Consider the following 14,662-nt stretch of genomic DNA (forward strand, 5'->3'; position numbering starts at 1 on the left):
CGAATAGAACAATAAACGTTTTGCAGGCCGTCTGACCTCCAGTCCGGCCCGCCGGCTCAGCCCGCTCCGCAAGGGGCGGGCTTTTTCAGTGACCTGACGGAAATCAATCAGTCGTTCAGCGGCTTGCCGAGCCGGCCGGCCAAATCCTGGGTGAATTGCCAGGCGACGCGACCCGAGCGGCTGCCGCGTGTCGTTGCCCATTCCAGGGCGTCGGCGCGCAGCCGCTCCGGGTCGATGGTAAGCCCGTGATGGCTGGCATAGCTGTTGACCATGTCGAGATATTCGTCCTGCGAACATTTGTGGAAGCCGAGCCACAGGCCGAAACGGTCGGACAGCGAAACCTTTTCCTCGACCGCCTCGGACGGGTTGATGGCGGTCGAGCGCTCATTGTCGATCATGTCGCGCGGCAACAGGTGCCGGCGGTTCGACGTGGCGTAGAAGATGACATTGGCCGGGCGGCCCTCGACGCCGCCTTCAAGGGCTGCCTTCAGCGACTTGTAGGAGGTGTCGTCATGGTCGAAGGAGAGGTCGTCGCAAAACAGGATGAAGCGAAACGGCGCCGCCTTCAGCAGGCCCATCAGCCTGGGCAGCGTGTCGATATCCTCGCGATGGATCTCGATCAGCTTGAGCGGCAGGTCGGATTTGGCCTGGGCGTTGATCTGCGCATGCACGGCCTTGACCAGCGAGGATTTGCCCATGCCGCGCGCACCCCACAACAACACATTGTTGGCGGCATGGCCGGCGGCGAAGCGTTCCGTGTTTTCGACCAGAATGTCGCGCACGCGGTCGACGCCGCGGATCAGGCCGATGTCGACGCGGTTGACCTTGCGCACCGGCTCGAGATAGCCGGGGTCGGCCTGCCAGACGAAGCAATCGGCAACCGCAAGATCGGTTTGCGGCACCGGCGGCGGGGCGAGGCGGGTGACCGCCTCGATCAGGCGGTCGAGCTTTTGGTTCAGGGCCTCGATGGTGCTGTCGGTCATGTCTCGTCTTTTATGTTTCCGCACGAACGTGCGTAGGGGCCGAAATCGTCTTGATCCGGGCGAGATAGAAACTGGTTCCAAGCTTTTGTTTGGGCATGATCTTTTGCGAAAACCACGCCCGTATTCCGGGAGCATGCTCTAACACGGGTCAACCGGCCGGAAAAGCAGCTGAAAGCCCGGCCGCGCAGTTGCATTGGTAACTTTACCCACTATATTCCGGCCAAATTTGGCGAGGCCGCCCTACGGCCTTCTTCGTAACCAGGAGTTCTTGATGTTCGTCACACCGGCATACGCCCAAGCTACCGGAACTCCGCTTGGTCCGTTCGGGGATATCGGCATGATACTCCCGTTCGTTCTGATCTTCGTGATCATGTATTTCCTCATCATCCGGCCGCAGCGCGCCCAGTTGAAGAAGCGCCAGGAGATGATCTCGGCCGTGCGCCGTGGCGACACGGTCATCACCGGCGGCGGCTTCGTCGGCAAGGTGACCAAGGTGATCGACGACAATGAGCTTGAGATCGACCTTGGCGGCGGCACCAAGGTGACGGCGCTGCGCTCGACGATCGCCGATGTTCGGGTCAAGGGCGAGCCGGTGGCCAACCAGAACGCCAAGAAGTAAGCCAGTTTCCCAAGCGGAGCGATCCGCGGGCAGAGCTCTGACAAAGACGGCGTATGGTCCATTTTTCGCGCCTGAAAATGATCCTGATCTGGCTTGCTATGGCCACAATGCTCGTCGACGCGCCCAGTCTTCACGCTGCCGGCGCGGACGTGCTGCTTCGATTGGACGCGACCGATGTGATCGATCGCCGGTTGGAGGCGACGCGTGACGAAATCAGGACGCTGCTGCGCGATGCAAGGATCGGCTATACTGGTCTTGCTAAGTCGGGTCGGGCCGTTCAGGTGCATATCACCGACGCCGCTCAGGTCGGCGCGGCCAAGATGGCATTGGAGGCGGTGACTGATCCTGTCCTTGGCAGCGCTGGTCCGGTCCAGGAAGTGATCCTGGATGATACCGGAGCAGCGTTGCTCAAGTTCACGGTAACAGACACAGGTATCAAGTATCGGATGTCGATCGCGCTTGCGCAGTCGATCGTGGTCATTAAGAATCGCCTGCGTGATCTTGGTGTAGCCGACCCAGTAGTGCGGCCAGAGGGCGAAGACGGTATGCTGGTCCGGACCTCGGGCGTTGCGGATTTGCAAAGGCTGAGGAGAATTCTCACCCGAACCGGAATGCTGACTTTTCAGTGGGTTGATGAGTCGATGCCGGTCGCTGATGCGATCAATGGCCGGACGCCCGCTGGCTCGGTGGTGGTTTATTCGAAGGACGATCCACCGGTTCCCTATCTGGTTGAGAGCCGAACGATCGTTTCCAGTGACGACATTGTCAATGCTCAGGCGACTTCCAACTCCGTCACAAATGAGCCGGCGGTTTCGTTCACCTTCGATTCCAGGGCAACGGCACGCGTTGCGCAGGCGACCTCGCAGAATGTCGGCAAGCTATTTGCGATGATCCTCGACAACCAAGTGCTTTCGGTGCCAGTCGTCCGCGAGCCAATTCTTAACGGCCGCGGCCAGATATCGGGCAACCTCACCAAGGAGAACGCCGATGATCTGGCCTTGCTTTTGCGTTCCGGACCGATGCCTGCACAATTGAAAATAGTCGAGTAGCGCATGATAGCGCCCGGCGGTGATCAGAATTAGAATGGGAACCGACAGAGGCGATTGACGCCGAAACCGCTGCCGGCGGCAGCGCCAAATTGACCTCAGCGCGCTCGACAATCGGCGAAGTGCGGGTTAAGGGCGAGCCGGTGGCAAATAAGAACGCCAAGAAATAACCGAATTGTCGGCGGAACGATCCGCCAGTACGCCCTGACGGACAACGCCATATGCTGTATTTTTCGCGCCTGAAGATGATCCTGATCTGGATCGCCGTGGCCGTCACATTCATCCTTGCCGCGCCAAATCTCTTCCCGGCCAGCACATTGGCGCAATTGCCCAACTGGGTGCCGAAGCGGCAGATGACGCTTGGTCTCGATCTGCAGGGCGGTTCGCACATCCTCTTGCAGATGGACCAGAATGATCTCGTCAAGGCGCAGCTGGAAACGACGCGCGACGAGATCCGCACGCTGCTGCGCGATGCCAAGGTGGGCTATACCGGCCTTGGCGGCACCGGCAGGACGGTACAAGTGCGCATCACCGATCCAACCCAGATCGATGCCGCTAAGACGGCGCTTAAGCCGCTGACCGATCCGGTCGCCGCCGGCCTGTTCACCGGTGGCTCCATCCAGGAAATGTCCCTGGATGATTCCGAAGCCGGGCTGCTCAAATTCACCGTCACCGACGCCGGCATCAAATACCGCACCTCAGCCGCATTGGCGCAGTCGATCGAAGTCGTCGAGCGTCGCGTCAACGAACTCGGCACCACCGAGCCGATCGTGCAGCGGCAGGGCGACGACCGTGTGCTCGTCCAGGTGCCGGGCCTGCAGGATCCGCAAAGGCTGAAGGAGATCATCGGCCAGACCGCCAAGATGACCTTCCAGATGGTCGATACCTCGATGTCGGTGCAGGATGCGCTGAACGGCCGCCCGCCGGCAGGCTCCTCGGTGCTTTATTCGCAGGACGATCCGCCGGTTCCGTATCTGGTGGAAAATCGCGTCATCGTGTCCGGCGAGGATCTTGCCAAGGCCACCGCAACTTATGATTCCCGAAACAACGAGCCAGTGGTTTCGTTCGTCTTCAACTCGCGCGGTGCGACACGGTTCGGCCAGGCGACCCAGCAGAATGTCGGCAAGCCGTTCGCCATCATCCTCGACAATCAGGTGATTTCGGCGCCGGTGATCCGCGAACCGATCCTCGGCGGCAGCGGCCAGATTTCAGGCAATTTCACCGCCGAAAGCGCCAACGACCTCGCCGTGCTGCTGCGGGCCGGTGCGTTGCCGGCAAAGCTGACCGTGATCGAAGAACGCACGGTGGGCCCGGGCCTCGGCCAGGATTCGATCCATGCCGGCAAGGTCGCCGGCATCATCGGCTCCATTCTCGTCGTCGCCTTCATGTTCGTCGCGTACGGACTTCTCGGCTTCCTCGCCAACATTGCGCTCGCCGTGCACGTGGCGATGATCGTCGGGGTTTTGTCGCTGCTTGGCGCGACGCTGACCTTGCCCGGCATTGCCGGTATCGTGCTGACCATCGGCATGGCGGTCGATTCCAACGTGCTGATCTATGAGCGCATCCGCGAGGAGCGACGGGCCGGCCGTTCGGTCATCCAATCGATCGACACAGGCTTCACCAAGGCGTTGGCGACCATCGTGGATTCCAACGTGACGTCGCTGATTGCCACGGTCGTGCTGTTCTATCTCGGCACCGGACCGGTGAAGGGCTTCGCCATCACCTATGCCATCGGCATTTTGACCACGGTGTTCACCGCCTTCACCTTCACCCGTCTGCTGGTGTCGATCTGGCTGCGCCGTGCGCGTCCGAAGGAATTGCCGCGTGCGCCGGTGACCTTCGTTCCGGCCGGCACGAAAATCCCGTTCATGGGCATCCGCCGCTGGACCTTCGCACTGTCCAGCCTGCTGTCGATCGCGTCGGTTATCGGATTCCTGACCATCGACATCAACTACGGCATCGACTTCAAGGGCGGCTCGATCATCGAGGTGCAGTCCAAGCAAGGCGACGCCGATATTGGCGATATCAGAAGCCGGCTGTCGGAGCTAAACATCGGTGAAGTGCAGGTCCAGCAATTCGGCGCGCCGAACGACGTGCTGATCCGCGTCGGCACCCAGGATGGCGGCGAGAACGCCGAGCAGACCGTCATCGACAAGGTGCGCGGCGAGCTCCAGGACAATTACGATTTTCGCCGCGTCGAGGTGGTGGGCCCGACGGTTTCGGGCGAGCTGGCCAAGCAAGGCACGATCGCCATGATCATCGCGCTGATCGGCATCCTGGTCTATGTCTGGTTCCGCTTCGAATGGCAGTTCGCGGTCGGCGCGATCGTGGCGACGGTGCACGATGTGGTGATGACGCTGGGCTTCTTCGTCATCACCGGGCTCGAATTCAACCAGTCTTCGCTGGCGGCGATCCTGACCATTATCGGCTATTCGCTCAATGACACGATCGTCGTCTATGACCGTGTTCGAGAAGATTTGCGAAAATACAAGCGAATGCCGCTCCCGCAATTGTTGAACAACGCCATCAACGAGACGCTTTCGAGAACGACGCTGACTTCGGTGACGACCATCCTGGCGCTGCTGGCGCTGGTGTTGTTCGGCGGCGAGGTGATCCGCTCGTTCACCATGGCGATGCTGTTCGGCGTCGTCTTCGGCACCTATTCGTCGATCTTCATCGCAGCGCCCTTGCTGATCCTGTTCAGGCTCAGGCCGCAGGGAGCGAGCGCCGATGAGGAGAAGCCGGTTGGTGGCGGCAAGGCCATGGCGACCTGACGGCCGCGCTGGTGGCAAAAGGCATCGTCATTCGCGAGGCGCATTTCCCCGGACGGGCGCCGATCGAAGCCTACGGCAATGGCGGCTTCCGCTTCGCCGACATGTCGCATCGCGGCTCGCTTCTGTGCCTGCCCTCCGGCATCCACGGCTGGGAGCCGGCCGATCCGCTGGCCCTGACGGCGGCGGATTTCGACCTGCTGCTGGCCGAGGCCGGCAAGGTCGAGATCCTGCTGGTCGGCACAGGCAAGGATTTGCGGCCCTTGCCGACAGCACTTCGGGCGGCGCTGAAAGCGGCTGGCATTGGCTCCGACCCGATGTCGACGGGGGCAGCGGTGCGGACCTATAATGTTCTGCTTGCCGAAGACCGCGCCGTGGCCGCGGCGCTGATCGCCGTCGACTGACGTGACCGATACAGCTGACATCGTCATGGAGACGGTGCGCGCCGGCGACCATGACCGCTATGTCAGCGCACTCTATGCACCGGCCAACAAGCGCGCGGCGCTGTTTTCGCTTTACGCCTTCAATGCCGAGATTGCGTCTGTCCGAGACCGCATCCACGAGGCATTGCCGGGCGAAGTGAGGCTGCAATGGTGGCGCGATGTCATCGCTGCTGAAGCCGCAGCCACAGGCAACCCGCTCGCCGATGCGCTGAAGGCGACGATTTCTGCCCATGGCCTGCCCAAAACTGCCTTCGACAACATGCTCGAGGCGCGCATCTTCGACCTCTATGACGATCCGATGCCGTCGCGCACCGACCTCGAGGGATATTGCGGCGAGACGGCGGCGGCGCTGATCCAGCTGGCGGCGATGGTGCTCGATCCCAATGAGGCGCCGCGCTTTGCCGAACTGGCGGGCAGGGCCGGCTGCGCCCAGGCGATGACCGGCCTGTTGCTGCTGTTGTCGCTGCATCGCCGGCGCGGGCAATGCTTCGTGCCGGCGGATATCCTTGCAGCGGTAGGCTCATCGCCGGAGGAGTTCGTCAGCGGCGATGGCCGCCCCGGCGCTCAGCGCGCGGTGGCTGCGATGATTGCATTGGCGCAGGAGCATCTCCGCGCTTTCGAGCAAGGGGCGTCCACACTTCCGGAAACGCTGCGTCCGGCGTTCCTGCCGCTGGCGCTGACCAGCGCCTATCTCGGCAAGATGGCCCATGGCCGCTCGCCGCTTGGCGGCGCAGCCCCGCTTTCGGCTCTGCGCCGGCATTGGCTGTTGCTCAGGCGCGCAACGCGGGGCTGGCCAGCGAGTTAACGTATAAACGTCAATCGTGTTTAGGACTCTGAAACCTGCCTATTCAGCAGCTTCCGCTGTTTGCGCCGGCAGCCCTAGCCAATCCCGACAATCAGCCTGAGCGCGCGAGGTGATGGCATGGCGCTTGGCCACGGTCTTGTCCTTGCCGCGCAGGCGTTTGCCTTCGGTCTTCGGTGCTTCCACCGGCGGGAACAGGCCGAAATTGACGTTCATCGGCTGGAAAGAGCGTTTGCCCGGCTCGTCGTCGGAAACGATGTGGCCGCCGGTGATGTGGTTGAGCAGGGCGCCGAAGGCGGTGGTGAGCGGCGGCAGGGACGGCGCGTGGCCGAGACGCTCGGCGGCGGCGAAGCGGCCGGCGAGCAGGCCGATGGCCGCGCTCTCGACATAGCCCTCGCAGCCGGTGATCTGGCCGGCAAAGCGCAGGCCGGGCCGCGACTTCAGCTGCAGGGAAGCGTCGAGCAAGGTCGGCGAGTTGATGTAGGTGTTGCGGTGCAGGCCGCCGAGGCGCGCGAAGTCGGCGTTTTCCAGGCCCGGAATGGTGCGGAACACGCGCACCTGCTCGGCATGCTTCAGCTTGGTCTGGAAACCGACCATGTTGTAGAGCGTGCCCAGCGCATTGTCCTGACGCAGCTGCACCACGGCATAGGCTTTTACCGTCGGATTGTGGGCATTGGTCAGCCCGATCGGCTTCATCGGCCCGTAGCGCAGCGTCTCGACGCCGCGCTCGGCCATGATCTCGATCGGCAGGCAGCCGTCGAAATAGGGCGTGCCTTCCCACTGCTTGAATTCGGTCTTCTGGCCGTCGAACAGCGCCTGTACGAAGGCGAGATACTGGTCCTTGTCCATCGGGCAGTTGATGTAGTCCTTGCCGGTGCCGCCGGGCCCAACCTTGTCGTAGCGCGACTGGAACCAGCAGGTGTCCATGTCGATCGTGTCGAAATGGATGATCGGGGCGATGGCGTCGAAGAAGGCCAGCGCGTCGGCGCCGGTTGCCCCGGCGATCGACTGGGCGAGCGACGGCGCGGTCAACGGGCCGGTGGCGATGATCGCCTGGTCCCATTCCGCCGGCGGCAAGCCCGGCACTTCCTCCCGCTCGATGGTGATCAGCGGGTGCGCTTCAAGCTTTTTCGTCACCGCGTCGGAGAAACCGTCGCGATCCACGGCCAGCGCGCCGCCTGCCGGCACCTGGTTGGCGTCGCCGGCACTCATGATCAGCGAGCCGGCCAGCCGCATTTCGGCATGCAGCAGGCCGACGGCGTTGTTCTCGGCATCGTCGGAGCGGAAGGAATTGGAACAGACAAGTTCGGCAAGCCCATCGGTCTTGTGCGCATCGGTGCCGCGCACCGGGCGCATCTCATGCAAAATGACGGGAACACCGGCTTGTGCTGCCTGCCAGGCGGCTTCGGAGCCGGCGAGGCCGCCGCCGACGATGTGGATAGGATTTTTGCTCATGAGCGCCGGAATAATCGCTTGGCGCGCCGTTTGCAATTGGCCGGTGCGAGCGTGGGTCATTGTCGTGCAACGACGGAGCTCGACTTTCTTATGTCCGCAGCGACGGTCTGATGGCGGCGTAAAGCGCCTCGATCGACTGCATGCGCAATTGAAAGCCTGCCCAAAAACAACAACACCCGCCGCGGGAGGAGGTGCGGCGGGTGTCGTTTTTGGGGCCGATCCTCGGGAGGAGGTGGGGATCGGCCGTATTCGCCATCGCCGGGGAGGAGGTCGGCTTTGACGAAATTCTTTTCGCCGGATCGAGGGAGGCGAAATCCCTGGAAGACGAACTGCGTTCACTTTGGAGACGAACTGCGTTCGCTTTGGAGACGAACTGCGTTCGCTTTGGAAACAGCGCCCGCCGCGGGAGGAGGTGCGGCGGGCGCCGTTTTGGTGGTCAACCCTCGGGAGGAGGTGAAGGCTGACCGTATCCGTCAGGGTCGGGGAGGAGGTCGACCCTGGCGAAATTCTTGTTAGATCGTCGCCCTGCGGGCGATGATCTTGATCTCGTCACGGACGATGCCGAGATCATGGAGCTGACGGTTCGAAAGGCGACCCAGCTCGGTAACGGTGTCGCGGTAAACGCGCCAGTTACGATAGTTGCGGATCAGGTTCATTGTCGTTCTCTTTTTCAAAACTGGTTCGGATCATTTGCGATCCGAAGAGGATTAGACCGCCTTGCGGGCGACGTAGTGGATGTCGCTGCGGCTGATGCCGAGGTCGGTCAGTTCACGGTTCGACAGGCGGCTCAGCTCGGAGACGGTGTCCCGGTAGCGGCGCCAGTTGCGGTAGTTGCGGATCAGGTTCATGGTAGTGCTCGTTTGGTCTTTCTTCGGATCATTCCGTTTGTGTACGAACAGTAAATAGGCTGGGTAATATCGATTTAAAAGTGCTGTTGGCGCATGGCAGCAATGCAAATTGTGCAATGCAACATTAACGCGCGTTCACGGCTTCGTCATGAAGAAACCCGAATCGGAAAATGACGTTGCGTCAACGATTTGAGCGGATCGGCTGTCAGAAAGACCAAGCTGGGGGAGAAGCGGCATGGCGAGTTATTCGTCACGGGCGAGGGCCGATATCGGGCGGTGGCTGCAGGCTGGCCTGATCGACGCGAAGACGGCCGATGCGCTTAAGCGCGACATCGACGCAAACGAGCGCAAATCGCTGAGCTTCGGCACTATATTGGCCATGATGGCGGCGCTGCTGTTCGGCGCCGCGATCCTGCTCTTCGTCGCCGCCAACTGGGACGCCATCCCGCGGCTGGTGCGGGTCGCGGCACTGTTTGCCGTCATTCTCGCCGGCTATGTCGGCGGCGCTGTCTTGAAGATGCACGACCATGCGGCGATCGGCGAGGCGTTGTGGATCGTGGCCGCCGCGGCCTTCGGCGGATCGATCGCGCTGATCGGCCAGATGTACCATCTCACGGGCGACGAGGCCTCGGCCATCGTCACCTGGGGCATCGGCACGGCACTTGCCGCGGTGGCGTTGCGCTCGAACCCGCTGACGGTCGCTGCCGTCGGCATATCCATTGCCTGGCTGTTCGTGCGCGCGTTCGACTTTTATGACCGCCCCGTATTTCCGGATTTCTTCGTCGTGATGGCGCCGGTGCTTTTTGTCGTCTCATTCTGGACGCGTAGCCAGCCGGCACGCCACTTGATCATTCTCTCGGTCATTTTCTATATCGCGGTGCGCGGCCTGGACCAGAACACGCTCGCCCTGGCTATTCCTCTCGTCGTGGTGTCGGCGCTGCTGTTTGCGGTTTCGATCTTCGCCGCAGGGCCGGCCGACTGGATCTTGCAGCTCGGCGGGCGGTTGCCTTTGCACGCCTTGATCGGCTTTCTCACCGGGCTGGCGATGATGCAGATCGAACTGGGCGATGACAACGCCTTCAGCAACGGCTTTGCCATTGCGTCGGTCATCGCGCTGGCCGGCATTGCCGCGGCGATCATGCTGGGCGGGCGCGAGAGCAGGGGGCTGCGCTGGGTTGCCTATGCCGGCTTTGCCTTCGAGCTCGCCATTATCTACGTCGTGACCTTGCAGACGATGCTCGGCACGGCCGGCTTCTTCCTGGCTGCCGCAGTGCTGTTCGGCATCCTGGCTCTCGTCATCATCCGTGTGGAAAAACGCATGAAGGCCCCGGAAGGAGCGGCAGCATGATGTCGGGAAAGAAACTTGTCATCTCGGCGCTGGTCCTGGCGCTCGTCCAGATCGGCTTCCTGAGCTGGATCATCGCCGGCCGCGCGGCGATCCTGCGCAACGGCAAGGAGGTCTTGCTGAAAGTCGAGCCGGTCGATCCGCGCGATCTGCTGCGCGGCGACTATGTTATCCTCGGCTATGAAATATCGCGCTTGCCGGTGAAGCTGATCGCCAACATCCCGGCCGGCCAGCTCGTGAGCGAGAACACGCCGATCGTGGTCCGGCTGAAGCCGGGTGCCGACGGCTATTGGCATGCGACCACGGCCTGGTTCGGCAAGGCTCCGACGCCGGCGACCGCCGACGAAGCCGATATTGTCGGCCAGGTCGCGCCGGGCTGGACGCTTGATCCTGAATCCACGATCGCACCGCAATACGGCATCGGCCGCTTCTACCTACCTGAGGGCCAGGGCATGGCGATCCAGAACGACATGCGGGTGCGGCCATTCGGCGTGCGCATCGCGCTCGCCGCCAGTGGCCAGGCACAGATCAAGGCGCTGATGGACGGCGACAAGACATTGTTTGAGGAACCGCTCTACTAGAAGACATTACCCAGGGCATGGATTTCGGCAACGATCGATCGCTTCGCCCTCATGCAAACCAGACGGGCGAAGACAATGCCGATTACGGTGACGACGCGCGAAGATATCAATCTCGATGCCGTTTTGCGCGTCGCCTGGAGAAACGACACGGTCGAAATCGGCGACAAGGCCTTGCAACGCATTGCCGAGTGCCGCGCCTCGTTCCTGAAACTCATTGAGTCCGATCCGCCGCCGGTCATCTACGGCGTCACCACCGCGATGGGCGAGCTGGCAAGCCGCAAGCTCGAACTTGACGAGCGCGCCCGCCATGCGCGGATCAAAGCCTACGCCGCCGCAACGTCCTTCGGCGAACAGTTGCCGGAGCGCGTGGTCAGGGCAATCGTGCTGGCACGGCTGACCAATTTCATCGAAGGCAATGCCGCCACCACGCCGCGCATCGCGCTAGCCGTTGCGGCGATGCTCGACGGCGGCCCGATGCCGGTGGTGTCGTCGCAGGGGCAGGGCGGCGCCGGCGAGATCCTGGCGCTCTATCCGCTGTTTGCTACGCTTACCGCCAGCCTTGAGCTTGAGGTGAAGGAGCGGGGATCGCTGATCAACGGCTCGCCTTGCGCGGCGGCACTGGTGGCGGACGCAGCACTTGCCGCGCGTCGTCGCCTCGCCATGGCGCACAAGGTGTTCGCGCTGTCGATCGAATCGTTTCGCGCGCCGCTCGAGCATTATGATGCAGCTCTCGACGGGCTCTGGGGCGACGCGCACGAAGCGGCCGCCTTGCAAGGGTTGCGGCAATACCTGGTTGGCGCCGGCGACGGCCGGCGCAACTATCAGGCGCCGGTCAGCTACCGCATCGTGCCGCGCGTGCTCGGCCATGCGCATCGGGCGCTGGCGGGCGCCGAGCAGGCGGCGACTGTGTCGCTGGCCTCGATCTCGGACAATCCGGTCTATATCCCGCCCGACGATGCGCATCCGCTGGGACGCTGCATCTCCACCGGCGGCTACCACAATGCCATGGCGACACCGGCATTGGACGATCTGGCGGCGATCTGGGCCGATCTCTGCCTGCTTTGCGACCGGCACGCCTCAAAGCTGCTGAACGGCAAGGTGTCGCTGCTGCCCGATCTGTTGATGACCGGGCGGCATTGGGCCGACAGCGATGGCCATGGCAATGTCGGCTATGTCCCGATGGCGATCACCGGCTATCTCGAACAGGCCAAGCTTGCGGCGCAGCGCACCTTCATTCCAGGCACCGAATCGGCCGGCGCCGGCCAGGACGACGTCGCCACCACCGCATTCTTCGCCTGGACCAAGGAAGCGACGGCCGGCCGCTGCCTCGATGCGGCGATGGCGATGCTGGCGATGATCGCCTCGCAGGCCCTGTACGTGACTGAACGCGCCGCGCCGCCGGCATTGCAGGATTTTGTCGCGGATATCAGGAAGATCGTGCCGCCGGTCGACGCCGACCGGGTGCTGGGGCCGGAGCTGGCGAAATTGGCGGAGTGGTTTACCGGTCAAGTGTTTGAAGTGTAGGCCGTCGCCGCCAGTCCTCCTACGCCACGGCTTCGGAGGACACCCTTCGCTTTATCAAGCTCCTGGGTGGCCTGCCACCCGAAGCTCGATAGAGCGAAGGGTGGTGCGGATGAAGGGACTCGAACCCCCACGCCTTTCGGCACTGGAACCTAAATCCAGGGCGTCTACCAGTTCCGCCACATCCGCATTTGTCGGCAATCCCATGTAGCCATCATTCTGTCAATGTCGGGGCGAAAATGTCTGCCGTTGGGGCGGTCATTCGCTGCAACGCGAAGATGGTTGAAAATTGGCCTCGCCTGTGACAAAAGGCGTGTCAAATGTGACGGGACGCGCCGATCCGCTTCTGCAGAATGTGATAAGAAGTAGGAAAAACAAGAACTTATTCACATCTTGGAACGCAGTTTGGAACAATTTGAGCCGTAATTTCGGTCAAATCGCCAGGTTCCGTACCAAAAGCCATTCCCGGCAAGATTGTACCGGCAGGCTGTGAACGGCAAGACGCCGTGGCAGCCTCTTTGGTGAAGATAAAGGTTTTACGATGCAGGTCACCGAAACGCTCAACTCCGGTCTCAAGCGCGAGATCAAGATCACCGTGCCGGCCGGTGATATGGAAGCCAAGCTGATGGCGCGGCTGTCCGACGCCAGGAACAAGGTCCGCATCAACGGCTTCCGTCCCGGCAAGGTGCCTGTGCAGCATTTGCGCAAGGTCTACGGCAAGTCGTTCATGGCCGAAGTGGTCAACGAAATCCTCAACGATTCGACCCGTTCGATCATCACGGGGCGCGGCGAAAAGGCCGCCATGCAGCCTGAAGTGATCATGACGGAAGACGAGAAAGAGGCCGAGAAGATCCTGGCCGGCGGCGCCGACTTCGAATTCCGCCTCAACTACGAGGTCATCCCGGCGATCGAGATCAAGGATTTCTCCGACATCAAGGTGACGCGCCAGGTATTCGAAGTGCCGGACAGCGAGATCGACGAGCAGGTCCAGCGCGTTGCCGAATCGGCGCGAAGCTTCGAGCCGAAGACCGGCAAGGCCGCCGAAGGCGATCGCGTTTCGATCGACTATGTCGGCAAGATCGACGGCGAGGCCTTTTCCGGCGGCGCCGGCACCGACCAGCCGCTGGTTCTGGGGTCCAAGGAATTCATTCCGGGCTTCGAGGACCAACTGATCGGCGCCAAGGCCGGCGACGAGAAGCAGGTCACGGTCACTTTCCCGGAAAACTACCAGGCCGCGCATCTGGCCGGCAAGGAAGCCACCTTCGACGTCACCGTCAAGGAAGTGTCCAAGCCCGGCGCGCTGGAAATCAACGACGAGATGGCCAAGAACCTCGGCCTGGAATCGCTGGAGCGCCTGCGCGACGTGGTGCGCGGCCAGATCGAGAACCAGTTCGGCTCGATGACGCGCCAGAAGGTCAAGCGTCAGCTGCTCGACCAGCTTGACGCGGCCTATTCGTTCGAGGCGCCGTCGAAGCTCGTCGATGCCGAGTTCAACAACATCTGGACCCAGGTCAACCGCGATCTCGAAGCCGCCGGCCGTACCTTCGCCGACGAGGAGACGACGGAAGAAGAGGCACGCGCCGAATACCTGCGGCTTGCCGAGCGCCGCGTGCGTCTCGGCCTGGTTTTGGCCGAGATCGGCGAGAAGGCCGGCGTCACCGTTTCCGACGAGGAACTGCAGCGCGGCCTGTTCGAGCAGGTGCGCCGCTACCCGGCCAACCAGCAGCAGGAAGCCTTCGAGTTCTATCGCAGCAATCCGGAAGCCCTGAACACGCTGCGCGCGCCGATGTTCGAGGAGAAGGTCGTCGACCATCTGCTCAGCCAGATCTCGGTCACCGACGTCAAGGTCAGCAAGGAAGAGCTGATGGCTGACGACGAAGAGGGCGATACCGCCAAGGCCAAGCCGGCGAAGAAGGCCGCTGCCAAGAAGGCCGACAAGGCTGAAAAGGCCGACGACGCGGAAGAGCCGAAGAAGAAGGCAGCCCCGAAGAAGAAGGCCGCCAAGGACGCCGAATAAGCGCCTGACGACAAGATCAGAAAAGGCCGCCCTCGAGGCGGCCTTTTTCGTTGTGGCGGATGTGCCTTGAGCCACCGCAGCCCACCTGAACCTTTGTACGGTCGACCTGTTCTACCTACCGGCCAGATTCTGTGGTACACAGGTAGCGCAATTCCATCTGGGGAGGAGCGGAGAATCTATTCTGCCGTGCAGGGCGCATGCTGGTGCTACCGGCATGTGCAGACCGTCTGA

General features: G+C 62.3%; 13 protein-coding genes and 1 tRNA gene. 9 read left to right on the plus strand and 5 right to left on the minus strand.

Annotated elements, in window-relative coordinates:
- Window positions 1-107 precede the first annotated feature (107 nt).
- Complete coding sequence (locus tag ACYG9R_RS23750) at window positions 108-983, minus strand: ATP-binding protein (protein WP_023823010.1); 876 nt, start codon at window positions 981-983, stop codon at window positions 108-110.
- A gap of 271 nt (window positions 984-1,254) precedes the next feature.
- On the opposite strand from ACYG9R_RS23750, the gene yajC reads away from it, so the two are divergent.
- From yajC to ACYG9R_RS23775, 5 genes are all read left to right on the plus strand, one after another.
- Window positions 1,255-1,602: a preprotein translocase subunit YajC gene (yajC, locus tag ACYG9R_RS23755; RefSeq protein WP_023667680.1), complete on the plus strand. Its 348-nt coding sequence runs from the start codon at window positions 1,255-1,257 to the stop codon at window positions 1,600-1,602.
- 53 nt (window positions 1,603-1,655) lie between these two features.
- Window positions 1,656-2,651 carry a SecDF P1 head subdomain-containing protein gene (locus ACYG9R_RS23760; RefSeq protein ID WP_023697614.1) on the plus strand — a complete coding sequence of 332 codons (996 nt, stop codon included), beginning with the start codon at window positions 1,656-1,658 and terminating at the stop codon, window positions 2,649-2,651.
- A gap of 218 nt (window positions 2,652-2,869) precedes the next feature.
- Window positions 2,870-5,422 carry a protein translocase subunit SecDF gene (gene secDF, locus ACYG9R_RS23765; protein ID WP_023729954.1) on the plus strand — a complete coding sequence of 851 codons (2,553 nt, stop codon included), beginning with the start codon at window positions 2,870-2,872 and terminating at the stop codon, window positions 5,420-5,422.
- 11 nt (window positions 5,423-5,433) lie between these two features.
- A complete protein-coding gene (locus ACYG9R_RS23770; protein WP_023688226.1) occupies window positions 5,434-5,823 on the plus strand; it encodes an Mth938-like domain-containing protein in 390 nt (129 codons plus the stop codon).
- A gap of 25 nt (window positions 5,824-5,848) precedes the next feature.
- Window positions 5,849-6,667: a phytoene/squalene synthase family protein gene (locus tag ACYG9R_RS23775; RefSeq protein ID WP_023823009.1), complete on the plus strand. Its 819-nt coding sequence runs from the start codon at window positions 5,849-5,851 to the stop codon at window positions 6,665-6,667.
- Between the two features lie 39 nt (window positions 6,668-6,706).
- On the opposite strand, the gene trmFO is transcribed toward ACYG9R_RS23775, so the two are convergent.
- From trmFO to ACYG9R_RS23790, 3 genes are all read right to left on the minus strand, one after another.
- Complete coding sequence (gene trmFO, locus ACYG9R_RS23780) at window positions 6,707-8,119, minus strand: methylenetetrahydrofolate--tRNA-(uracil(54)-C(5))-methyltransferase (FADH(2)-oxidizing) TrmFO (protein ID WP_023823008.1); 1,413 nt, start codon at window positions 8,117-8,119, stop codon at window positions 6,707-6,709.
- Window positions 8,120-8,631: 512 nt separating this feature from the next.
- Complete coding sequence (locus ACYG9R_RS23785) at window positions 8,632-8,775, minus strand: DUF1127 domain-containing protein (RefSeq protein ID WP_023667673.1); 144 nt, start codon at window positions 8,773-8,775, stop codon at window positions 8,632-8,634.
- Between the two features lie 51 nt (window positions 8,776-8,826).
- Window positions 8,827-8,967: a DUF1127 domain-containing protein gene (locus ACYG9R_RS23790; protein ID WP_006335194.1), complete on the minus strand. Its 141-nt coding sequence runs from the start codon at window positions 8,965-8,967 to the stop codon at window positions 8,827-8,829.
- 235 nt (window positions 8,968-9,202) lie between these two features.
- Here ACYG9R_RS23790 and ACYG9R_RS23795 point away from each other — a divergent pair, with 235 nt between their 5' ends.
- The 3 genes from ACYG9R_RS23795 (at window position 9,203) to ACYG9R_RS23805 (ending at window position 12,417) form a co-directional block, all read left to right on the plus strand.
- Window positions 9,203-10,315 carry a DUF2157 domain-containing protein gene (locus ACYG9R_RS23795; protein WP_023823007.1) on the plus strand — a complete coding sequence of 371 codons (1,113 nt, stop codon included), beginning with the start codon at window positions 9,203-9,205 and terminating at the stop codon, window positions 10,313-10,315.
- Window positions 10,312-10,893, plus strand: a complete 582-nt coding sequence (locus tag ACYG9R_RS23800; RefSeq protein WP_023823006.1) for a GDYXXLXY domain-containing protein — start codon at window positions 10,312-10,314, stop codon at window positions 10,891-10,893. The genes ACYG9R_RS23795 and ACYG9R_RS23800 overlap by 4 nt, the downstream gene beginning before the upstream one ends.
- Before the next feature lie 75 nt (window positions 10,894-10,968).
- Window positions 10,969-12,417 carry an aromatic amino acid lyase gene (locus ACYG9R_RS23805; RefSeq protein ID WP_031199032.1) on the plus strand — a complete coding sequence of 483 codons (1,449 nt, stop codon included), beginning with the start codon at window positions 10,969-10,971 and terminating at the stop codon, window positions 12,415-12,417.
- Window positions 12,418-12,518: 101 nt separating this feature from the next.
- Here the strand turns inward: ACYG9R_RS23805 and ACYG9R_RS23810 are convergent.
- Window positions 12,519-12,603, minus strand: a tRNA-Leu gene (locus ACYG9R_RS23810).
- Between the two features lie 352 nt (window positions 12,604-12,955).
- On the opposite strand from ACYG9R_RS23810, the gene tig reads away from it, so the two are divergent.
- Window positions 12,956-14,431, plus strand: coding sequence for a trigger factor (gene tig / locus ACYG9R_RS23815; protein WP_023681635.1), 1,476 nt, complete (start codon window positions 12,956-12,958; stop codon window positions 14,429-14,431).
- The last annotated feature ends 231 nt before the right edge of the window (window positions 14,432-14,662 follow it).

It is taken from the genome of Mesorhizobium sp. RSR565B, from assembly GCF_054719465.1.